General features: G+C 43.6%; 24 protein-coding genes and 1 pseudogene. 19 read left to right on the forward strand and 6 right to left on the reverse strand.

Going from position 1 to position 20892, the window contains the following annotated elements:
- Positions 1 to 81: 81 nt before the first annotated feature.
- On the forward strand, positions 82 to 1893 hold the full coding sequence (locus RBH91_RS08460) for a PAS domain-containing protein (protein WP_307894175.1): 1812 nt from the start codon (positions 82 to 84) through the stop codon (positions 1891 to 1893).
- Between the two features lie 17 nt (positions 1894 to 1910).
- Here the strand turns inward: RBH91_RS08460 and RBH91_RS08465 are convergent.
- Both RBH91_RS08465 and RBH91_RS08470 read right to left on the reverse strand, forming a co-directional pair.
- Positions 1911 to 3091: pseudogene (locus RBH91_RS08465) on the reverse strand (aminotransferase A); the annotation flags it as partial.
- Positions 3092 to 3287: 196 nt separating this feature from the next.
- The gene (locus tag RBH91_RS08470; RefSeq protein ID WP_162274724.1) at positions 3288 to 3443 is read right to left on the reverse strand and encodes a hypothetical protein; all 156 of its coding nucleotides are present in this window, start codon (positions 3441 to 3443) and stop codon (positions 3288 to 3290) included.
- 173 nt (positions 3444 to 3616) lie between these two features.
- On the opposite strand from RBH91_RS08470, the gene RBH91_RS08475 reads away from it, so the two are divergent.
- From RBH91_RS08475 to RBH91_RS08485, 3 genes are all read left to right on the forward strand, one after another.
- A complete protein-coding gene (locus RBH91_RS08475; RefSeq protein ID WP_307894176.1) occupies positions 3617 to 4138 on the forward strand; it encodes an RDD family protein in 522 nt (173 codons plus the stop codon).
- 102 nt (positions 4139 to 4240) lie between these two features.
- Positions 4241 to 5560 (forward strand): MFS transporter, encoded by a 1320-nt coding sequence (locus RBH91_RS08480; RefSeq protein WP_307894177.1) that lies wholly within the window; start codon positions 4241 to 4243, stop codon positions 5558 to 5560.
- 73 nt (positions 5561 to 5633) lie between these two features.
- Entirely contained in the window at positions 5634 to 6551 is a 918-nt protein-coding gene (locus RBH91_RS08485; RefSeq protein WP_307894178.1) for a chemotaxis protein, read from the forward strand.
- Between the two features lie 31 nt (positions 6552 to 6582).
- On the opposite strand, the gene RBH91_RS08490 is transcribed toward RBH91_RS08485, so the two are convergent.
- From RBH91_RS08490 to RBH91_RS08505, 4 genes are all read right to left on the reverse strand, one after another.
- The gene (locus tag RBH91_RS08490) at positions 6583 to 7044 is read right to left on the reverse strand and encodes a YkyB family protein (RefSeq protein ID WP_076762194.1); all 462 of its coding nucleotides are present in this window, start codon (positions 7042 to 7044) and stop codon (positions 6583 to 6585) included.
- Positions 7045 to 7183: 139 nt separating this feature from the next.
- A complete protein-coding gene (locus tag RBH91_RS08495) occupies positions 7184 to 8485 on the reverse strand; it encodes an MFS transporter (protein ID WP_307894180.1) in 1302 nt (433 codons plus the stop codon).
- A gap of 87 nt (positions 8486 to 8572) precedes the next feature.
- Positions 8573 to 9070, reverse strand: a complete 498-nt coding sequence (locus tag RBH91_RS08500; protein WP_083696907.1) for a L,D-transpeptidase family protein — start codon at positions 9068 to 9070, stop codon at positions 8573 to 8575.
- A 190-nt stretch (positions 9071 to 9260) separates the two neighbouring features.
- Entirely contained in the window at positions 9261 to 10118 is an 858-nt protein-coding gene (locus tag RBH91_RS08505) for a metallophosphoesterase (RefSeq protein ID WP_076762197.1), read from the reverse strand.
- A 144-nt stretch (positions 10119 to 10262) separates the two neighbouring features.
- Here RBH91_RS08505 and fadH point away from each other — a divergent pair, with 144 nt between their 5' ends.
- The 15 genes from fadH to RBH91_RS08580 all read left to right on the forward strand — a co-directional run bounded on the left by fadH (position 10263) and on the right by RBH91_RS08580 (position 20758).
- Positions 10263 to 11027, forward strand: a complete 765-nt coding sequence (fadH, locus tag RBH91_RS08510) for a 2,4-dienoyl-CoA reductase (RefSeq protein ID WP_076762198.1) — start codon at positions 10263 to 10265, stop codon at positions 11025 to 11027.
- Positions 11028 to 11095: 68 nt separating this feature from the next.
- The gene (locus RBH91_RS08515) at positions 11096 to 12316 is read left to right on the forward strand and encodes an EAL domain-containing protein (RefSeq protein ID WP_307894182.1); all 1221 of its coding nucleotides are present in this window, start codon (positions 11096 to 11098) and stop codon (positions 12314 to 12316) included.
- Between the two features lie 111 nt (positions 12317 to 12427).
- Complete coding sequence (locus tag RBH91_RS08520; protein ID WP_307894183.1) at positions 12428 to 13054, forward strand: DUF3993 domain-containing protein; 627 nt, start codon at positions 12428 to 12430, stop codon at positions 13052 to 13054.
- Between the two features lie 451 nt (positions 13055 to 13505).
- Positions 13506 to 13748: a YkuJ family protein gene (locus tag RBH91_RS08525; RefSeq protein WP_076762200.1), complete on the forward strand. Its 243-nt coding sequence runs from the start codon at positions 13506 to 13508 to the stop codon at positions 13746 to 13748.
- A gap of 11 nt (positions 13749 to 13759) precedes the next feature.
- Positions 13760 to 13909, forward strand: a complete 150-nt coding sequence (locus tag RBH91_RS08530) for a hypothetical protein (RefSeq protein WP_094777343.1) — start codon at positions 13760 to 13762, stop codon at positions 13907 to 13909.
- A 52-nt stretch (positions 13910 to 13961) separates the two neighbouring features.
- Complete coding sequence (locus RBH91_RS08535) at positions 13962 to 14480, forward strand: ribonuclease H-like YkuK family protein (protein WP_307894185.1); 519 nt, start codon at positions 13962 to 13964, stop codon at positions 14478 to 14480.
- A 135-nt stretch (positions 14481 to 14615) separates the two neighbouring features.
- Entirely contained in the window at positions 14616 to 14795 is a 180-nt protein-coding gene (gene abbA, locus RBH91_RS08540; RefSeq protein ID WP_076762202.1) for an antirepressor AbbA, read from the forward strand.
- A 182-nt stretch (positions 14796 to 14977) separates the two neighbouring features.
- Complete coding sequence (cbpB, locus tag RBH91_RS08545; protein ID WP_076762203.1) at positions 14978 to 15421, forward strand: cyclic-di-AMP-binding protein CbpB; 444 nt, start codon at positions 14978 to 14980, stop codon at positions 15419 to 15421.
- A gap of 164 nt (positions 15422 to 15585) precedes the next feature.
- Positions 15586 to 16461, forward strand: coding sequence for a transcriptional regulator CcpC (locus RBH91_RS08550; protein WP_307894186.1), 876 nt, complete (start codon positions 15586 to 15588; stop codon positions 16459 to 16461).
- A 134-nt stretch (positions 16462 to 16595) separates the two neighbouring features.
- Positions 16596 to 17075: a flavodoxin gene (locus RBH91_RS08555; protein WP_307894188.1), complete on the forward strand. Its 480-nt coding sequence runs from the start codon at positions 16596 to 16598 to the stop codon at positions 17073 to 17075.
- Positions 17065 to 17958: a WD40/YVTN/BNR-like repeat-containing protein gene (locus RBH91_RS08560; protein ID WP_076762206.1), complete on the forward strand. Its 894-nt coding sequence runs from the start codon at positions 17065 to 17067 to the stop codon at positions 17956 to 17958. The genes RBH91_RS08555 and RBH91_RS08560 overlap by 11 nt, the downstream gene beginning before the upstream one ends.
- A 29-nt stretch (positions 17959 to 17987) precedes the next feature.
- The gene (locus RBH91_RS08565) at positions 17988 to 18440 is read left to right on the forward strand and encodes a flavodoxin (protein ID WP_307894190.1); all 453 of its coding nucleotides are present in this window, start codon (positions 17988 to 17990) and stop codon (positions 18438 to 18440) included.
- A gap of 103 nt (positions 18441 to 18543) precedes the next feature.
- Positions 18544 to 19254, forward strand: a complete 711-nt coding sequence (dapD, locus tag RBH91_RS08570; protein WP_076762208.1) for a 2,3,4,5-tetrahydropyridine-2,6-dicarboxylate N-acetyltransferase — start codon at positions 18544 to 18546, stop codon at positions 19252 to 19254.
- 70 nt (positions 19255 to 19324) lie between these two features.
- Entirely contained in the window at positions 19325 to 20449 is a 1125-nt protein-coding gene (locus tag RBH91_RS08575; RefSeq protein ID WP_307894191.1) for an N-acetyldiaminopimelate deacetylase, read from the forward strand.
- A gap of 63 nt (positions 20450 to 20512) precedes the next feature.
- Positions 20513 to 20758 (forward strand): YkuS family protein, encoded by a 246-nt coding sequence (locus RBH91_RS08580; protein ID WP_076762210.1) that lies wholly within the window; start codon positions 20513 to 20515, stop codon positions 20756 to 20758.
- The last annotated feature ends 134 nt before the right edge of the window (positions 20759 to 20892 follow it).

Consider the following 20892-nt stretch of genomic DNA (forward strand, 5'->3'; position numbering starts at 1 on the left):
TCCTCGCATTTTAGCGAATCCTTTTAAGCAAAATAGTTTTAAAGAATGCTGGTCATGAATAGGGTATAAAGGAGGGATATGATGGAACAGAAAACAAAACGTTTTGAGCAATATAAGCCTCATAAGAATTTACAGGCAGTCCTTTCAGCAAACGGCCGTTTTATATACATATCTGCAAACTGCAAAAAACTTTTAAGCTATCAGCAGAATGAGCTGATCGGTACGTATTTGAAGGACTATTTACACGAGGACGATCTTTTTCTGGTAGAAAGCTATTTTTACAATGAACATCATTTGCTGCCATGCACCTTCAGATTTGTGAAAAAGGATTATACAATGATCTGGATCGAAGCATCGATTGATTTCGTGACTACCCATGTCGGAGAAAAAGAACGGGAAATCGTACTCAAAATGAGAGTGTTTGAAGACCGTCCCTCTAGGAAGAACAGCTCGAAAGAAGAGGAAGCCAATCTGAAAGAAGCAGCCAGACCTCCGGCAAAGGAGGAATTTGAAGCGATGGTTGAAGGCTTGCCCAATCCTCTGTGTATCAGCGTTCAAGGGGAAATCGTCTATGTCAATGACGCCATGGTCACCCTGCTCGGAGCAGAACATAAACAGCAAATTATCGGAAAGTATTCCTATGATTTTATTGAGAAAGAGTACCATGATATCGTCAAGAATCGAATTAAGAGGATGCAGCAGGGGCTTGAGGTCGGGATGATTGAGCAGACTTGGAAAAAACTAGACGGAACAAAGATTCATCTTGAAGTCAAATCAGCGCCGACCGTCTATCAAAACAAGAAAGCCGAGCTTCTGTTGCTCATCGATATTTCGTCAAGGAAGAAATTCCAGACCATTTTGCAAAAAAGCAGAGAACGCTACCAGCTGCTGATTCAAAACTCAATTGACACCATTGCCGTGATTCATAAAGGAAGATGGGTCTTTATGAATGAATCAGGGATTCGACTGTTTGAGGCGAAGTCATACGAAGATCTCATCGGCAAGGATATATACGAACATCTTCATCATTGTGATCATGAAGATGTAAAAGCAAGGCTGAAACGGATTACCGACCGGAAGTCTGAATCTGAGATCATCAAGCAGACATGGCATACGTTTGAAAAGCGGCTTATCTATACGGAAATGGTTTGCATTCCGACGACGTTTTTCGGGGAAACGGCCGTTCAGGTCATTTTAAGAGATATTTCTGAACGAAAGCAGACTGAAGAGCTGATGGTGCGCTCTGAAAAATTGTCGATTGCAGGGCAGCTTGCAGCCGGAATCGCCCATGAAATCCGCAATCCGCTCACTGCCATTAAAGGGTTTTTACAGCTGATGAAGCCGACGATGGAAGAAAATGAACATTATTTTGATATTATCTTTTCCGAATTAAGCAGAATCGAATTGATTTTGAGCGAGCTTCTCATGCTGGCCAAGCCGCAGCAAAATGCGCTGAAAGAAAAGCTTGATCTGATCAAGCTGATTCGTGAAGTGACGGCTCTTTTAGAAACGCAGGCCAATTTGAACGGCATCATGATCAATACCAGCCTGTCAGACGAAAAAATTCATATCAAAGGGGACCAAAACCAATTAAAGCAAGTGTTTATCAACTTGATTAAAAATGCTGTCGAATCAATGCCTGACGGCGGCACGGTTCATGTAAGCGTCAAGGAGACGGATGAGTCTGTCACAGTCGAGGTTCAAGATGAAGGAGAAGGGATACCGGATCATGTCCTCAAGCGAATCGGCGAGCCTTTTCTGACGACGAAAGAAAAGGGAACCGGCCTCGGTTTAATGGTCACCTTCAACATTATCGAAAATCACAATGGAACAATCGAAGTAGACAGTAAAATGGAAAAAGGCACGACCTTTGTCATTTCCTTTCCAAAATAAATAAAAACAACGGCGTAAAAGCCGTTGTTTATGTAGTCTGTATCGACTGCCTCTTATTAAATACAAAAGACTCCAGCCGGTCCAGTCCTTCCCTTAGTGTATCAGGAGAATATGCATAAGAGATCCTCACATAGCCTTCCCCATATTCAGAAAACGAGCTGCCTGGCACGATTGCAAGCCCCTCTTCTTCAAGAAGCGATATGCAGAAATCAAAGGAAGACATTCCAAACGATTTAATGGAAGGGAAAATGTAGAATGCGCCTGACGGTTTGATGACGTCGAGCCCCATTGTCACAAGCCTGTCGTACACGTAGTCAAGCCGCTTCTTATATTGCTCCCTCATGATCAGTGCATCGTCAAATCCATTGGTGACGGCTTCCAAAGCCGCTTGTTGAGAAATGGAAGAAGCGCATGATACATTGTACTGATGGACCTTTAAGATATGTTTGGCAATTTCTTTAGGAGCAAACAAAAATCCGATTCTCCAGCCGGTCATACTGTGTGACTTGGACAGTCCTCCGATAACAATCGTCTGATCTCTTAAAACCGATGCGATCGAATGGTGCGATCTGTCAAAGGTCAGTTCGCTGTAGATCTCGTCTGACAGAACAAATACATTTCGGCCTTTTAAAAGTGAAGCGATTTCCTTCAGTTCATCCTCGGAAAGCGTCATTCCCGTCGGGTTTGACGGATAGGGGAGAACAACGCATTTTGTCTTGGGCGTCAGCGCTTCCTCGATCAACTTGGCTGTCAGTTTAAAGCCGTGAGAAGTCGTATCAATGATCAAAGGGGACGCGCCGCACATTTTGATAATCGGTTCATATCCGGGGTATACCGGTCCCGGAAGAATGACTTCATCGCCGGGTGATAAAATCGTGCGGAAAGCGGCGTCGATGGCCTGGCTGGCCCCTGTTGTGACAATGATTTCGCTCTCTGCTTCATAATTTAAATCGGCCTTTTTTTTCATATAAAGCTGAACAGCCTGCCTCAGCTCCGGATATCCGGCGTTATGAGTGTAAGATGTACGATTTTCATCTATCGCTTTTTTGGCAGCCTGTTTGACATGATGGGGCGTGAAAAAATCAGGCTGGCCGATTGTTAAAGAGATTACATTGTCATACTGGGATACAAGATTTGAGAATTTACGGATTCCTGAGATTTCAATTTCTTTTACATTTGAATTCAGCAAATGTTCCATTTTTTCATCACCTTAAAAAATGTTATGGTTTATCTTATTTTACCATCATCAGATCAGTTGTCATCTTTTAAACAATCAATTTTATGAAAACTATAACAAGTATATGCGGGAACCTTGTGTGATATGCAGACAGGCCGCTGATGACGGATTATAGAAAAATAAGACAATCTAGAGATTGCCTTATCGGTTGGTCAGCTCAATATCCATAATCTGAATCAAGGTTTTCTTTCCATGATATATAAACCTTATCTTCACCGTCTGCAACATTCTTTGCCATCTCTTCATAAACATCTTTGCTTACGTCTTCTAAAACGGTTAATTCACGACTCTTCATTAACACAATCGTTCCCATCATTAACACCTTTCACGTTAAAATCCTTGACCATTGTAACACGATAAACCTGAAAGTCAATGAATACCTGTGTGGCGCGTACATTAATTTAAGTTTAAAAAAACGTATTACATATTGATAAAATTCGGCCTGTCTTAGTAGTATATAGAAGTCAGGTGTTAGGAGGAAGTGCATTGGAATTAAGTAAACATGAAACCGCTCCTTCTGCTGGGAGCGAATATGCCGGCATCGGCTCGCGTTTTTTGGCTTCCCTTCTCGATGGAATCATTCTAGGGATTCCGCTGTATATCATCTGGGCTGTTTGTGCAACGCTGATGATTATGGGAGATCTCGAAGTCGTGCGCATCCTTGAGAAAAACCCCGATTATGTCACAAATCAGGAATTCTTTTTTGTTTTGGTTGGGTTTCTGAAAGTCATGGGGATTTTGGCAAGCATTTCATTTATCGTATATTTTCTTTATTTCACGCTGATGGAGTCATCGAAATGGCAGGCAACACTCGGCAAGAAAATCATGGGCATTCAGGTGGTGGAAGCAGAGGGCGAAAGACTCTCTTTCGGCCGTGCTGCCGGACGCTTTCTAGCCAGAAGCTTTTTATCCCCGATTTTATTGATCGGCTACATTTTAGCGTTTTTCACAGAAAAACGGCAGGCGCTTCATGATCTGTTGGCCGGAACAATCGTCATAAAAAAATAACGGACAAAAGACAGCACGCTTTCAGCTTGAATGCGTGCGTGCTGTGTTGTGCAAAACATTCTGCAAGACGGCAAGATTAAAAAATTGAGGAGGCATGCTTCCATGGATATTCAGCCGGAACATGAACGGGCTCCAGAACGGGCGCGGAGAACAGGGATCAAGCTGTTTTTGACACTGCCGATTCTCTCTTGGGCATTATACGATTTTGCAAATACGATTTTTTCGTCAAACATTGTGACGATCTTTTTCCCTTTTTATTTGCAGGAGATCGTGGGGGAGAACGCCAGTATGAATCAAGTGGCGAGTACATTTATATCATATTCAAATGCCGCGGCAAGCTTTTTGCTCGTCATTTTTACGCCCTTGTTCGGGGTGTTGATTGACCGCACAGGCAGAAAAAAAAGATATATCGGCGTGTTTACGCTGATTAGCGTAGCCTGCACCATCTTAATGGGAGTTTTTGCGGGTCTGCCTTTTCAGCAGACGGTATACGGCCTTCCTTTATCTTTGATTTTCGTTGTTGTCATGTTTGTGACCGCGAAGTTTTTTTACCATTCCAGCTTGGTGTTCTATGATACGATTTTGGCTGACTTAGGAACGAAAGAAGAGATCCCTCTCCTCTCCGGATTTGGAATAGCGGTGGGGTATATCGGTACATTGGTCGGTTTAACCGTTTACCTCATGGTCGGCAATCATGATTTTCATCAAGCATTTATTCCTTCTGCTCTTTTATTTCTGCTTTTTTCTCTTCCTTATCTCATTTTCACAAAAGAGCGGAGAAAGCCTGAAGCAAAAGAGAATAAATCGTTTTTCAGCGGGTACAGAGAGATCATGCGAACGTTTAAAGACATTCGTTTATACCGCCCCGTTTTTTTATTTATGATCGCCTACTTTTTTCTCAATGATGCGCTTGCTACAGCAGTGGCGATGATGGCGGTCTATTCGAAAACGATTATCGGCTTTACGACAGGCCAGTTTATTCTGCTTTATCTTGTCTCAACCGCTTCAAGCATCATCGGCTCATTTCTGCTTGGATATGTGACGAAGCGGATAGGGGCCAAAAAAGCGGTCAGCCTCGTTGCCGCCATTTTAATCATTGCTTTGACCATCGCCGTATTCACTTCTTCAGCAGCACTGTTTTGGTTCGCGGGCAGTCTTTTTGGAATCGCGCTGGGAGGAACATGGGTTGCATCAAGGACATTGATTATTGAACTGACCCCGGAGAATAAAAGAGGCGAGTTTTTCGGCTTGTTTGCTTTATCCGGAAAAATCTCTTCCATATTCGGCCCGCTTCTTTACGGTTCGATTACCCTGATGTTTAAAGACCTTGGAAACACCGCAAGCAGAATGGCTTTCGGTTCTCTGATTCTACTCGCTGCCATCGGGCTTATCATTCATCAAAATGTAAAAGCAAAAGCTTGAGAAGAGCATCAACTTTTAAAGAAAGACGCCGATATAAAAGGTACAACACAAAGTAGGATAGAGAGGGATATCAGTGTCTTTAAACCAACAGGAAATTTTATTAAGTTCCGGAACCAATGAATTAGAAATTGTGAAGTTCGAAGTTGGTCACAACATTTTCGGCATAAATGTAATGAAAGTCAGAGAAATTATTCAGCCCGTTGACATCACGAAAGTGCCTCATTCCCATCAACATATGGAAGGGATGATTACGCTGCGCGGAGAAATTCTTCCCGTCATTGATCTATTCTCTTTCTTTAATGTGGAGCATGGAGAAGAAGTGAGTCAGGAAAAATACATTGTCACCGAATTCAACAGGCGGAAAATCGTGTTTCATACAGGCGCGGTCTCGCAAATTCACCGGGTGTCATGGGAGGAAATTGAAAAACCGTCAGCTTTGAATCAAGGAATGGAAAGGCATCTGACCGGCATCATTAAGCTTGATGGAGAGATGATTTTCCTTCCTGATTACGAAAAAATTATTTATGATCTTGAATCAGAATCAGGCATTAACCCTTATCAGATGAAAGATGAGAAGTATGATCAGAGGCGCACTGACAAAAAGCTGCTCATTGTCGAGGATTCTCCTTTGCTGCTTCGCCTTTTGGTGGAAAAGCTGAATGAAGCGGGATACAATAACATCGTGTCGTATGAAAACGGCAAAGAGGCTTATGACCATGTCCTCGAATTGATGGAAGACGGTACGCCTCTCCATGAAAAGGTTGATTTGATGATCACCGATATTGAAATGCCGCAAATGGACGGACATCGATTAACAAAGCTGCTAAAAGACAATCCGTTAAGTTCAGAGATGCCGATATTGATTTTCTCTTCCCTGATTACGGACGACCTTCGCCATAAAGGGGAAAGAGTCGGCGCAGATGAACAGATCAGCAAACCTGAGCTTAACGAGCTGATCGAGAAGCTGGACAAATATATTTTCAAACAATAAAAAAGCCTCTTTCCGAGGCTTTTTTAATTGTTTAAAAATAGCTTTCACCGAGCTTCTTGAATACGGGTTTTGTCGAAGGCCGCTTTCTGTTGGTGACGAGCGGTTTTTCTTTCATTCCCGTGTAGTTTTGAAGAAGCTGTTTGGCTACGTTCAAAGACATATGAGCTTTAGGGTTCCGATACGAATGATTTAGTGTACCTAAGTGCGGAAGATTTACGAAGTCTTCTTTAGTTGGAGGCATGTGAAAAAAGTAGTCTCCGAGAGAAATCAGCACATCTGACTGCTGCTGGCTGAATCTTGGGTTTTTTGAAAAGTGAAGTCCTACCTTTTTACCTTTTCCTTCGTTGACCAGCTTTTGTAAAGCTTTCTTTTTCAGGACATACAGGTATTTGGGATTAGTTGCGGTTTTGGCATGGCGATTGACTGTGTAAATCGCTTTTGAAAGGTTCTCAATCGTTGGCTTTAATTCTTTAGTATGATTATGGTCGTCCATTTTTTCTCTCCTATCCATTCGTTCCTCATCACCTCCTAAAGATGTAAGGCTTATGTCTAAATTATACGAAATACAAAAGAAAATGCAAATATATCATAGAAAAAACGCGCGAATTTTTAATGAATCGCGCGTTTTCGCCTTATAAAACTGAGTTTATTTTTGCTTTTGTATTTTTTTGTCTCTTCAATGAAGATTGGACGTCGATTTCCGTGCTCTCGGCGCTTAATTTAGGCAAGGCGATAAAATAATATAACGCAGCCAGCAGAATAACTCCTGCCAATCCGTAATATATATAATCTACATCGGTAATGATGCTTGGAAATAAGACAGCGATCAGACCAAGAGCCGAGGATTGCGCCAGCATTGTGAGCGGATCCGTCCAGCCGCTGACCCTTCCCATCAGCTTCGGATGAACGATTTTAGGTATCCATCCTCCAAGGGCTGTATTGACCGGACCGATGCATATCCCGGCCAAAAACGCAGCCAAATAATATACAGGCAAATGATCTGTAAACCCAAGCAGAATAATAAATATTCCAGCGATAAAAATCGGCACCGACATCATATATTCCGGTTTCACCTTTTTTTCAAGCAGAGCGGCGACGGCGATCCCGGTCAAAAGTCCGATACCAAGAACGATTGTAAAAAGCGATGTATGCCACTCATAGCTGTCGGGGGACAGCTCATACTTCATTTTAAACATCGGCAGGACCGAAAGCCCGCCGCTTACAAGCCCGAAAACAAAATATCCGAACACGAGAGAGGTCAGCAGTTTATTTTTTAATATATAAACGATGCCTTCCTTAAAATCGTGCATTGAATCTTTGATGGTGATGTTTGTCCAGCCTTTTTTCCCATTTGGCTGCCGCGCTTCAAGCGGAATATCGCATGAGCGGATCAAAAAGCCGGAAACAATAAAGCTGATCAAATCAAGAGCGATCGCTCCATGCAGGCCGATCGTCTTATACATAAAGGCTCCCAGCCCTACGCCGAACAGCATGAATAAGCTGAAAAGCATTTGATTAAGCCCGGCAGCTTTGGCATATTGATCTTTTCTCAAAATCGCCTGAACCAAACTGGCTTCAGCCGGATAGAAAAATTTTGTCACCGCGCTTCTGATAAACAGAATGAAAAACACAAGCGGTATGATTTGCAGATATAAAACAAAAAAGAGAACGACAGTCAAACCCGCTCTGATCCAGTCACAGTTTTCCGCTACCTTCTTGCGGTCAAAACGGTCAGCGACCACCCCGACAATAAAGAAAACGAAAATCGTCGGCAAAGAATACATCAGCTCGGCGATTGTCGTATATGCCGGCTGGCTGCTGAATCGGTCGAGCAAGAAAAAAGCGAAAGCCATATTTCCAACTGTCGTTCCCATTTGAGAAGCGAAAGCTGCGAAAAAAAGTCGGACGAAATTACGATTTTTAAAAATATCCATATATACGCTCCTTACCCTAAAGGTCCCACTATATCTTAATATAAGACTTTATAATGTTCAAATTTGTTTTTCCTGGAATGTCATGACTTATGGTGTAATGGACACTCGGGTTCCGTTAGGCACGATAGAAGCAAGTTCCACAACATCCTGATTGTGCATGCGGATACATCCTCTTGAAACAGCTTTGCCAATTGACGCAGGGTTATTCGTCCCATGGATGCCGTAATGTTGTTTTGACAGGCTTAACCAATAGGCGCCGAAAGGTCCGCCCGGATTTGGCTGCCGGTTCACAATGACAAATTCACCTCTTGGCGTTTGTGTAAGGATTTTTCCGACGGCAATCGGATATGTTTTCATCAATCTGTTCTGATCAAACAATTGCAGGGTTCTGGCGCTGAGAGAAACGACAATCCGATAAGGGATGGTATCCGGATCTCTGATCTCGGGGATGATAATGGTCTGGCCGGCATTGACCCGGCCGCCGTTCAAACCTGGATTTGCCCGAACAAGTGCATCGCGCGATGTTCGAAAATCGAGGGCGATGCTTTCCAGTGTTTCTCCCGGCTTTACTTGATACTTTAGCAATGTTAAGAACATCTCCTTTTCTGTAAAACGAAAAAGGAGCCTTTTCCGCTGCTTATATATAGACGGAAAGAGGCTGTGGAAGTTTCGTTTTTTTTTTTATTAAGATGAGGTTAAAAGGAGCGGGAATTTTTTCTATTTTTCTTAATGTATGCAGATACATCTCTTTTTGAGCCGAAGGACCAGTTATAATTTACTGTGATTCCAATTGAAATACGGTAATTTCGGGCTTTGACAGAAAACGGAGGGGCAGCCTCGTTGTTCCGATACCGCGATTGACGTAGATTTTCATTCCGTCCCGCTCATACATCCCTTCCGTATAAATTTCTCCGTATGGAGGGGTGATCAGGGGACCGAATACAGGGAGCTGGACCTGTCCTCCATGGGTATGTCCCGATATTTGCAGATTGACGGGGTAATCCTTTGCTGTTAATGCAGCATCGGGTTCATGGACAAGCAAAATCGAAAATGCCTTTTCGCTCAGTTTGGAGAGAATGGCTTCATAGTTTGGTTTGCCGAGCATTAAATCATCGAGTGAAGCCAGCTCGATCATGCTGCCGTCGATCAATTCGAGTGTCATAAAGTCATTTCGCATGACGCGAAAACCGGCGGAGGCCATTAGTGTCTGATAGACTTTTGTCCCGTAGCCGCCGTGATCATGATTGCCGTAAATCGCGATCTTTCCGTAAGGGGCGCTGAGCTTTTTCAATGCTTGTACAGCCCGCTCATGGTCTTGAAAGTGATGCGGTTTATCAATTAAATCGCCGCTGAATACGATGAGATCCGGATTGAGGCGATTCACTTGATGGACGATATCCATTAGTTCGTCTGCTGTAAAGTATTCGCTTAAATGGGTGTCGCTGAACTGGACGATCCGAAATTTGTCAAACCCTTTAGGAATCAGCGGGTGTTTGATGGGAATAACATTTGTCTCAAGCATGTGCGGTTCAAGATAACGGGCATAGCCAAAGCCCCCCGCTGTCGTTAAAATGCCTGCTGCGGTCAGGCCTAGAAGCCCTTTTAGAAAATGTCTTCTGGACAGATTTTTCATAATCAACCAACCTTTAATAGAATCACTACATTATATCATCTGAGAGAGCCAATCAGGACAATCCGCGAGTTTTGTTAATTTTTTTTTACCGATATGATAAACTATAGATTGAATGAATACTCATTCATGACAAGGGGGATGAATATGGACAGAAAAGTTGTAATCGTTACCGGCGGATCGAACGGAATGGGAAAAGCGATTGCCAAAAAGCAGGCTGAAGAGGGCTGGAATGTGATGATTGCGGGGAGAACACAAGAAACGCTTGAAGCTGCAAAAGAAGAGATCGAAACATTTGCAGGACAAGTCGCGATATGCCAAATGGATGTCCGATCGGCTGAAGGTGTAGAACAGATGATAAATGAAACGTCCGCCCGGTTCGGCACGATAGACGCTTTGGTGAACAATGCGGCGGGCAATTTTATCTGTCCGGCAGAAAAGCTGTCAGTCAACGGGTGGAAGGCTGTCATCGACATCGTTTTAAATGGAACATTTTTTTGCAGCCAGGCGGCCGGCCGATATTGGATCAAACATCAGAAAAATGGCCAGATTTTAAATATGGCGGCGACCTATGCATGGGGCGCCGGTGCCGGCGTCGTTCATTCCGCGGCCGCAAAAGCCGGCGTGCTTTCTTTGACGAGAACGCTGGCCGTCGAGTGGGGGAGGACACACGGCATCAGGGTCAATGCGATTGCACCGGGACCGATTGAAAGGACGGGCGGAGCGGAAAAGCTGTTCGAATCGGAAGAGGCGGTTCTTTCGACGATTAAAAGCGTTCCTTTGGAAAGGCTCGGTACGCCTGAAGAAATCGCTGGGCTTGCCTCTTTTTTGCTGTCTGAACAAGCCGGGTATATCAACGGGGAGTGTGTGACGATGGACGGCGGACAATGGCTTAACACCCGGCCGTTTTAAGATTTCAAATTTTAAGGTGTGAGCCGGTATGGTATAATCATACAAAGATGAGAAGCAGGTGATATGCCATGTTGGATCCACTCGATATTTTAACAAACATTGAAGATGTCACTCCACACTATCAGCCCATTTTCAGTGCTGAAGAGCAGAAGGTAATCGGCTATGAAGTGCTGGGGCGCATTGAGGTAGAATCCGAAGTTCAGAGTCTTGGGCCTTTTTTCTCTGATCCTTCCATTCCTGAAGAATATAAGACAGAGGTCGATCTCAGAGTGATCCGTCAGGCGCTTGATCATTTTTTAGACAGTGAACGCGACCTTTTGATCTTTATTAATCAAGATGCAAATGTGCTGATGATGGATCACGGAGAATCGTTCCTCGACCTTTTGATGGAGTATCGCGAAAAGGGGCTCGAACTGGACCGTTTCGTCATTGAAATTACCGAGCAGCATTTTGAAGGGGATATTGAGCAGCTGCATCATTTGCTGACGTACTACCGTACATACGGCATTAAAGTGGCTGTTGATAATATCGGAAAAGGAAGCAGCAATCTCGACAGAATCGCGCTTCTTTCCCCTGATCTGCTAAAGATCGACCTTCAGCCGCTCAAGATGTCTTCCCCTTCGCCTTCCTATGAATATGTGCTTTACAGCATCTCATTGCTTGCCAGAAAAATCGGCGCCGCTTTACTCTATGAAGATATCGAGGCGAACTTTCAGCTTCAGTATGCCTGGAGAAACGGAGGCCGCTTTTTTCAGGGGCAGTATCTGCAATTGCCGGGGGCACAGTTTGTCGAACGGGATTTACTGAAGGATCGGTTAAAGGCGGAGTTTCATCAATTTATCGCCCATGAGAAAAAGAAGCTTGAGATCCTCTATGATCACTCGGAACAGTTTTATAAAAGGATTCATCAGCTTGTCACTTCAATTAAAAAAACGAGTCAAACAGATGATGATTTTCTCTTAACCCTTGGTAAAGAACTGACCGACTGCAGCTTCAGAATTTACATGTGCAATGGAGACGGTGTACAGCTGACCAAAAACGTATTCAAGAATGGCGGAGCATGGGTTTTTCAGCCTGAGTACATCGGCAAAAACTGGAGCTGGCGTCCGTATTTCTTAGAGAACATTATGAGAATGCGAACGATGAGAAAAGGATTTTTCAGCGATTTGTACAGCGACATTGAAACAGGAGAAATGATCAGAACGTTTTCTTATCCGATGGATGAAGAGCTGTATCTGTTCATTGACCTGTCCTACTCTTATTTATATGAACAGGATGGTTTAATTTGAAAAGCGGCGACAAAGCCGCTTTTTCTTTTGGAAAAAATGAATCTTTGAAGGTTTATTTTGCGTATATAACGGTAATGAGGAAATATATATGCTAAAAAAGAGGTGACTCATATGAAGAACGTTTGGTTCTCCCTTATCAGCATGCTTTTAGCCGCTATGGCCTTTTTTCATCATTCAGATGCAGCACAGGCAAGTGAAAAGCCGACAAGGGAATCGCTGTTTGAGACCCTTGAATCGATATCAGCCGTTCATGAGAGGCTGACGGAAAAAGAAAGAACGAAAAAAGACATGATTTCCCTTTTAGAGCCTTATATGGAGCATGATTTTGCAGCCCGGTATGTAGACGCGAATGCCTTTAAGGAGGAGAAAGGCTGGATTTTTTACGGAACTGACGCACCGGAGCTGGCGATTCCGTTCTTCAGCTATGATGAGAAAACAAAAGTCGCAGAGGCTGATGGACATTATACGGTATATGAGTTTATCGGACATCAAAACGGAGGGCCGGTCTCCTATGATAATGATTATTTGACAGTCACCATAAAGAACAAAGAGGGAAGCTTCAAAGTCGCGAATATCGGTCAAACTGACACACGGCCGTCCGGAAACGAGATTTTGCCGGAAAAAGCTTTGGAAGAACAAAACCCAGAATTTTTTGAAAGCGGGCGGTCAGAAAAAGAACCCGCATTTCCGCTTTTTGTGATTGATTTTAACTGGTCATTGGCTGGTTTTTTGCAATAAAAAAAGAATTTGAAGAAAACAGTTGACAATGATAGTGATAATCATTATCATTTAACTGTAGAGAGATGAACCTCTCTGTTCCCCAACCCCTCTATCAGATCAAGATTTAAAAAACTTGGCGCTGCCCCCGCCAAGTTTTTTATTTGCAGAAAAGCCTTGGCCATGGCCAAGTTTTTTTGTGTAACCGGAATAAGACAATCAGCATATTCCATAAATCTAACTTATGACCGGCTGCAGCCAAAAAACGCTGTTCTCCTCTCTGCAAAAAACATTTTTCATGTATGACATTCAAAAGAAAACTCAAACTATAAAAAGCGGTTTTACTTTTTTCTGATATGAAAAGGAAAAATGTCATCGGCTGATACTTTGTGGTATGATGCGTGTAGAACTTGTATTATAATTAATACTTGTTGATCCTGAAGTTGTTTTTTTGAAAGGAGTCTTTTTTAGAATGTCACAATTAATGGGTATCATCACGAGACTGCAGAGCCTTCAAGAGACTGCGGAGGCTGCCGGCGAACCGACGCAGCGTTATTTCGAAGTGAACGGTGAAAAAGTATGCAGTGTAAAATACTTTGAAAAAAACCAAACATTTGAGCTGACAGTTTATCAAAAAGGAGATAAGCCTACGACATTTCCGTTTGACAACATCGATATGATTTCAATCGAAATCTTTGAACTGCTTCAGCAATAGGAGGATATGCAATGAAAGCTTTTCCAAGCGTTATTTGTCCGCATTGCCGGCACATGCAGGCTATTGATCAAGTCCTGACAGCCCAGTCCAATCAAAATGTCATTTATTTATGTGACAGCTGCGGATTCAGCTTGAAAAATATACCGACAAAAAAAGGGTAGCAGACGAATCGTTCATCTTCGGTGCAGATCATAAATGAAAAGGGGCATTTCAATGGCTGATTCTTTTCTTTTTTACAATCTTTCTGAAGATCAAATGACATTTTCTGAAGTGATCGGGAGGCTGAAGGCGTTCATTCTCCAAGATCCGCGCGCAAGCTATCTGCTTTCCGTCGGAACGGACTCTCAGATCCATCAGAATTGTACAAAGTTTATCACTGCTATTCATTTGCATCGCAAAGGCAAAGGTGCATGGGGCTGTTTAAAAAACACGATCGTGAAAAGACCGATACATAGCCTCAGGGAGAAAATATCGCTGGAAACAGCTTACAGCCAAGAAATTGCAGCATACCTTCTGAATGACTATTTTACCGAAATCACAGATCTGCTTCTTCCGTTTACAGACGAGGGAGCAGATTTAACCCTTGAGGTTCATTTGGATATCGGAAAAAAAGGGATGACAAAGGATTTAATCCAGGAAATGACGGGACGGATTACCTCGATGGGGATCAGTGCCAAAATTAAACCAGACTCCTATACCGCTTCCAGCTACGCAAACCGTTATACAAAATAATTGTTTGAAAGAAAATCGCACAGATGTCGAATTGTGCGGTTGACGTTTAATTTTTTATTTCATATTCTAGCCCTATAGAGACTAGAGAGAAGATATCTTCTGACTCTAGCTAAATCAATTAGGGGGCTGGTTAAGATGGAACGCTTTTCAGAAGAAGAGAGAAAACTGTTGCTGAATGTACTATTGAACCATGAATACGCCGTGGAACTATTAAGCAGTGAGATCAATGATATAGAAACGGGTACAAAAAATGTGGATAGCCACACATATAAAAAGCTGGTTACCTTATATGACCGCGTCCGGTCTGAAAATTAGGCCAGATTATATCAATTGATACTCATCAGAGTATCTTTTTTGTTTCATGGCCAGCTTTTAAATGGTAAACTGACCTTTGAAAGAAAGGAAAGTTTTCGACAAATACTGATAAAGTTTATATTATTGTCGTATAGGGAAAACATGCGTTGATGGATTAAAGTTTGAAAGGGAGTCGAAGAATCATGATTAATTTGCAATCAGATGAACTTCTTGAAACCACAGTTGGTCAATTTATGATCGATGCTGATAAAGTAGCCCATGTACAGGTCGGAAACAATCTGGAACATGCTCTCCTCGTCCTGACGAAAACCGGTTATACAGCGATCCCTGTACTTGATGCGTCTTTTCGTTTGCACGGATTGATCGGGACCAACATGATTATGGATAAAATTTTTGGGCTTGAAAGGATCGAATTTGAAAAGCTTGACCAGCTTCATGTAGAAGAAGTGATGCTGACCGACATTCCCCGCCTGAAGACAAATGACCCCATCTTAAAAGGATTCGGTCTGGTGATCAACCATGCTTTTGTATGCGTCGAAAATGAAGATCAGGTTTTTGAAGGCATTTTTACGCGGCGGGTCGCTTTAAAACAATTAAACAAACATCTCCGGACGTTGAATAAATAGGCGCAGCAGCGGCCTATTTTTCATTTGCAGCGGTTTCATTTTCCCTAAAGACCCAAGCGAGTCTTCCACTGACATTCCCCAAAGTCCGTTTTCCTGCTTGATTAAGAAATAATAGTTTGCTTAAAATGTATGATAAGAAAAACTTATTGGAATGAGGAATGCCCATGCAGCTTCAGGAGCTTTACATGCTTGTCGTTCTGGCAGAAGAGTTAAATATGCGAAAAGCGGCTGAACGTTTGTTTGTTTCACAGCCGGCCTTGTCACAGCGCCTGCAGACCATTGAGAAATCATGGGGCACGAAAATTTTTTTGCGGTCACAAAAAGGTCTTACCGTAACGAGCGCTGGAGAAAAAATCATCCAGTTTGCAAGAGACGTGACGATCGAACAGGAGAAGGTGCGGGAGAATATTGATGAACTGGAAGGAGAAATTCACGGAACGCTGAAATTGGCGGCTGCTTCGATTATCGGCCAGCACTGGCTTCCTAAGGTTTTGAAAACATATGTCAAACAATACCCAAACGTCAAGATTTCTCTCATCACAGGCTGGAGCAGCGAAATGCTGAAAAGCCTTTATGAAGACCACGTCCACATCGGCATTATAAGAGGAAACCCCGAGTGGAAAGGGCTAAAACATTATGTAATGAGAGATGAATTGTACCTCGTCGACACGGAGATTCAAAACATCGAGGATATCACAAAAACCGAACGGCCGTTTATTCAATTTAAAAGCGACAGCACCTATTACCAGGAAATCCAGCATTGGTGGCATCAAACATTCAAGACGTCGCCGAAACAGACGATCATCGTCGATCAAATCGAAACCTGCAAACAAATGGCGCTTCACGGAATCGGCTATGCGATTCTCCCCTCTATAACGCTTCACGGCAGCGGAAGCCATGTTCATAAAATCCCTTTGCTTGATGCAAAAGGAAATGCCATCGGAAGGGATACATGGCTTTTGGGATATGAACCCGCATTCCAGCTCAAACAAGTCCAGGCGTTTGCAGAGGTTGTCAAAGCATGCTCATCAATTGAATAACCATCAAAAAAGGCAGTGCTTCCAAAGAGAAGGCCGCCTTTTTTGATATCTTCTATTGACATTGATAATCATTATCACTTAAAGTGTATCTATATAATAATGAAAATCATTATCATTTACTTGAGGTGGTTCAGTTGTCTAAAGCGTTGATTGCGTTTGCCAGCATGTCTGGCAATACAGAAGATATAGCGATGATGATCAAAGATGTACTGACAGAGCATTCATTTGAAGTCAGCTGCCAGGAGATGGATGATGTGGACATCGATTCACTTTCTGAATTTGATTACATTTTAATCGGCACATACACATGGGGAGACGGTGATCTTCCTTATGAAGCGGAAGCGTTTTATGAAGAGGTTTCTTCAATGGATCTAAAAGGGAAAAAGGCGGCTTGTTTTGGTTCTGGAGACTACGCATATCCGAAGTTCTGTGAAGCGGTAAACACGTTTTACAGCATGCTTGAGCATACGGGAGCCGATCTATTTGCGGAAACCCTTAAAGTAGAGCTTGCTCCTGAAACAGATGAGGACATAGAGTGCTGCAAAGAATTTGCTGCAAGCTTTGTCGGGTGGGTACAACATCAAAACCGGCAGGCAGAGCCGCATGTTTCATAAAGGTGCAACAGCTGTCGCGTCCGCCAAACATTCGGGATACTTTGTCGCCATAAAACGGGAAGGCATTTTCCACTATTCATCTGAGAAAGGCTGGATCAAGCTTTTTCAATTGAAAAGCAAAATCTGCTCCATTACATATATCGGCCATTATTTGTTCGGAGTGGGCGAGTCAGGAACGATCATTAGATCGTCTGATCAAGGCATGACATGGTCTCTGTCCAGTTTTCCGACAAATGCAACGATATGGTCCATTACGGGCCGAAAAGACGGATTTGTATGTGCACACGGGAAACATTGCATCTACGTGTCCGACGATTTCGGAGTGTCCTGGCAAATCGTCAAGCCGTTTTCCGATTTGCTCAATCCACCTGTTATCCGTTCTCTCTGCCTTCATGAAAACCGTCTCTACATCGGAACGCAGATCCATGAAATGCACGGCGGTGTATGGGCTTATGATTTAGATCACGAAACGGCTTTTTTGGTAAAAAAAGAAACAGACCGCATGACAGCTTCCATGATAGCCTTTGGCGGGAAGTGGCTTGTGTGTGCGACGGGATCGAAAAAAGGGAAGCACGGAGCCGTCGATATCCTCAACATTCATACGAATGAAGACATACGAATCAAGCCGGACATTGAAGAAAAAGAAGAATCCTTTCTTGATGTATCGGAAGACAACGGGATTATTTATGTTACATCAGCTCAAGACCGCGACGGATTCTCGAGAATCTATCAGCTTGCTTTTTTTGAAAGGGAGCTGAAATGGTTTGACACCATTAAAGGGCACGGGTTCAGAGTGGCCAATCAAAAAGAAAATTTCTTTTGCGCAGGTCTCTATGAATGCAAATTTGTCAGGCCATATGAACAATCTGCAACAGCCCATTAATTTTAAATGCGTTTTTAGGAGGAGTCACCATGGGGAAAGTTTTACTTGTTTATGCAAGCATGTCCGGCAACACGGAAGCGATGGCGGACTTAATTGAGAAAGGCCTTTTAGAAGGAGAAGCTGAAGTAGACCGCCATGAAGCGATGGATGTTGACGCAGCGTTTTTTAACGACTATCAGCACATCGTATTTGGCGCCTATACATGGGGGGATGGTGAGCTCCCTGATGAGTTTTTGGATATTTATGAAGATATGGAAGGCATGGATTTCAAGGGCAAGACGTTTGCCGTTTTTGGTTCGGGGGATACTTCTTACGAGCACTTTTGCGGAGCTGTCGACATCCTCGAAGACAAAATCAAGGAGCTTGGCGGAAACGTAGGGCTTCCGTCGGTCAAAATCGAAATGAACCCGGAAGGCGAGGAAGAAAATATGCTGCTTGCATTTGGCAGGGAATTTGCCAAAATATGCGAGGTGCCGGCTTGATGTATACAAAGAGGAAATGGGACGGCCCTTTCCTTTTTTTCTTGTCTTTAAATCTTACCTTTGATACAGTTATGAGGAGAAAAATAGAAGGAGGACTTACATAATGAAAATGATGGATGCAAATGAAATTATTTCATTTATTCAAAATAGTAAGAAATCAACACCTGTCAAAGTGTATGTGAAAGGCGATCTTGAAGGAATTGATTTCGGCCCTTCTGCACAAACGTTTATCACGGGAAACACAGGCGTTGTTTTTGGAGAATGGGACGAGATTCAAGCTGCGCTTGAAGCGAACAAAAGCAAAATCGAAGACCATGTGATTGAAAATGACCGCCGCAATTCAGCCATACCAACGCTTGATTTGAAAAACATTAAAGCGCGGATCGAACCGGGCGCGATCATTCGCGATCAAGTTGAAATCGGCGATAACGCCGTCATTATGATGGGAGCTTCCATCAACATCGGATCTGTGATCGGTGAAGGAACGATGATCGACATGAACGTCGTGCTCGGCGGACGGGCTACCGTCGGCAAAAACTGCCACATCGGAGCCGGAGCTGTGCTTGCCGGTGTCATTGAGCCTCCTTCTGCAAAACCTGTCGTCATTGAAGATGAGGTTGTGATCGGTGCGAACGCAGTCGTTCTTGAAGGTGTGACAGTCGGAAAAGGAGCAGTTGTTGCAGCCGGCGCCATCGTTGTCGAAGATGTTGAGCCTTACACTGTAGTCGCTGGTACACCTGCGAAAAAAATCAAAGACATCGACGAAAAAACAAAAGGCAAAACTGAAATTAAACAGGAATTGCGCCAGCTTTAATCAGCGGCATCAAAGAAGTGCGTGGATGTAGCAATCCACGCCTTTTCATATAGGCGGGAGGTTGGAAAAGATGAAAATGGAGCAATTGGCAGCGATTCGAAGAGATCTGCATCAAATTCCGGAACTCGGTTTTCATGAATATAAAACCCAGGCTTATATTCTGAACCATTTGCAGCAGCATCCCGAAAACAGGCTTGAAATCGAAAAGTGGAAGACCGGCTTGTTTGTGAAGGTAAAAGGGACCGCGCCTGAAAAGATACTAGCATACAGGGCCGACATGGACGGGCTCTCGATACAGGAACAAACAGGCTATGCCTTTTCTTCCGTCCACCCGGATAAGATGCATGCGTGCGGCCACGATTTTCATATGACGATTGCCCTTGGCATCATCGATCATTTCGTCCATCATCCGGTTAAACAGGATCTTCTGTTTTTGTTTCAGCCGGCTGAAGAAGGACCGGGCGGGGCGGAACCGATGCTTGAAAGCGACATTATGAAAAAGTGGGAGCCCAGCATGATCACGGCACTGCATATCGCACCGGAGCTTCCTGTCGGCACGATCGGGACAAAAAGCGGGCTGCTCTTTGCCAATACTTCAGAGCTTGTCATTGAGCTTGAAGGAAAGGGCGGACATGCGGCATATCCGCACCTTGCCGAAGACATGGTGGTGGCGGCCAGTTCACTGGTCACCCAGATGCAGTCGATCGTGGCCAGGAACGTAGATCCGCTGGACAGCGCGGTAATCACCATCGGGACGATCACGGGGGGATCTGCTCAAAACATCATCGCCCAGGAAGCCAAACTGGAGGGAACGATCAGGACGCTCTCACCTTCATCAATGGATGAGGTGAGGAAACGGATCGAAGCGATGGTACAAGGCCTTGAAACAGCATATCACTGCAAGGGAAAAGTCAGCTATCCTGCCGCATATCATCAGGTCTACAATTCAAGCGATTTAGTCGAAGATTTTATGCAGTTTGTTTCTGAAAACGGCCTTGCTGAAGTGATCCGTTCAAAAGAAGCGATGACAGGGGAAGATTTCGGCTACATGCTGAAAAAATATCCCGGCTTTATGTTTTGGCTCGGCGTCGATTCTCCGTACGGGCTTCATCACGCCAAACTGCAGCCGAAAGAAGAAGCGCTTGAGACAGCCGTTCGCGTCATGACTGCTTATTTGTCAGCTCGCGCCCAATGAGATGCACAGACCGGTATAAAATACAGGCAAATGTGGCATCTTAAATGGTGGAGGTGTTTCTTCATGTCGAAAAAAATCGGAATTGAACAATCTCTTTCAGATGTTGAGGCTGCTTTAAAGGAAAAAGGGTATGAGGTTGTATTGATGAAAACAGAAGATGATGCAAAAGGCTGCGACTGTTGTGTTGTCACCGGCTTGGATACTGACATGCTTGGAATTTCGGATACGATGACAGGGGCGTCCGTCATTCAAGCGACAGGTATGACAGCAGATGAAATCTGTCAGCAGGTTGAGCAAAAACTTCATTAATCAGACAATAAAACCGAAGTTCATGCTTCGGTTTTAACTTGTTTACAAATGTTTTCCGAGCCCGAGCTCATAAGTTGTTTCCTTTCTTGGCAACGTGTTACACTTTAGATGTGAAGATCTCAAAGAAGAATCAC

The organism is Bacillus swezeyi, assembly GCF_030908325.1.
Lineage (GTDB): Bacteria > Bacillota > Bacilli > Bacillales > Bacillaceae > Bacillus > Bacillus swezeyi.

Coding starts and splice junctions, on each gene's coding strand:
- RBH91_RS08460 (WP_307894175.1), top strand. CDS start 82: ATGGAACAGAAAACAAAACGTTTTGAGCAATATAAGCCTCATAAGAAT.
- RBH91_RS08470 (WP_162274724.1), bottom strand. CDS start 3,443: ATGGGAACGATTGTGTTAATGAAGAGTCGTGAATTAACCGTTTTAGAA.
- RBH91_RS08480 (WP_307894177.1), top strand. CDS start 4,241: ATGGATATTCAGCCGGAACATGAACGGGCTCCAGAACGGGCGCGGAGA.
- RBH91_RS08490 (WP_076762194.1), bottom strand. CDS start 7,044: ATGGACGACCATAATCATACTAAAGAATTAAAGCCAACGATTGAGAAC.
- RBH91_RS08495 (WP_307894180.1), bottom strand. CDS start 8,485: ATGGATATTTTTAAAAATCGTAATTTCGTCCGACTTTTTTTCGCAGCT.
- RBH91_RS08505 (WP_076762197.1), bottom strand. CDS start 10,118: ATGAAAAATCTGTCCAGAAGACATTTTCTAAAAGGGCTTCTAGGCCTG.
- fadH (WP_076762198.1), top strand. CDS start 10,263: ATGGACAGAAAAGTTGTAATCGTTACCGGCGGATCGAACGGAATGGGA.
- RBH91_RS08515 (WP_307894182.1), top strand. CDS start 11,096: ATGTTGGATCCACTCGATATTTTAACAAACATTGAAGATGTCACTCCA.
- RBH91_RS08520 (WP_307894183.1), top strand. CDS start 12,428: ATGAAGAACGTTTGGTTCTCCCTTATCAGCATGCTTTTAGCCGCTATG.
- RBH91_RS08525 (WP_076762200.1), top strand. CDS start 13,506: ATGTCACAATTAATGGGTATCATCACGAGACTGCAGAGCCTTCAAGAG.
- RBH91_RS08530 (WP_094777343.1), top strand. CDS start 13,760: ATGAAAGCTTTTCCAAGCGTTATTTGTCCGCATTGCCGGCACATGCAG.
- RBH91_RS08535 (WP_307894185.1), top strand. CDS start 13,962: ATGGCTGATTCTTTTCTTTTTTACAATCTTTCTGAAGATCAAATGACA.
- abbA (WP_076762202.1), top strand. CDS start 14,616: ATGGAACGCTTTTCAGAAGAAGAGAGAAAACTGTTGCTGAATGTACTA.
- cbpB (WP_076762203.1), top strand. CDS start 14,978: ATGATTAATTTGCAATCAGATGAACTTCTTGAAACCACAGTTGGTCAA.
- RBH91_RS08550 (WP_307894186.1), top strand. CDS start 15,586: ATGCAGCTTCAGGAGCTTTACATGCTTGTCGTTCTGGCAGAAGAGTTA.
- RBH91_RS08560 (WP_076762206.1), top strand. CDS start 17,065: ATGTTTCATAAAGGTGCAACAGCTGTCGCGTCCGCCAAACATTCGGGA.
- RBH91_RS08565 (WP_307894190.1), top strand. CDS start 17,988: ATGGGGAAAGTTTTACTTGTTTATGCAAGCATGTCCGGCAACACGGAA.
- dapD (WP_076762208.1), top strand. CDS start 18,544: ATGAAAATGATGGATGCAAATGAAATTATTTCATTTATTCAAAATAGT.
- RBH91_RS08575 (WP_307894191.1), top strand. CDS start 19,325: ATGAAAATGGAGCAATTGGCAGCGATTCGAAGAGATCTGCATCAAATT.
- RBH91_RS08580 (WP_076762210.1), top strand. CDS start 20,513: ATGTCGAAAAAAATCGGAATTGAACAATCTCTTTCAGATGTTGAGGCT.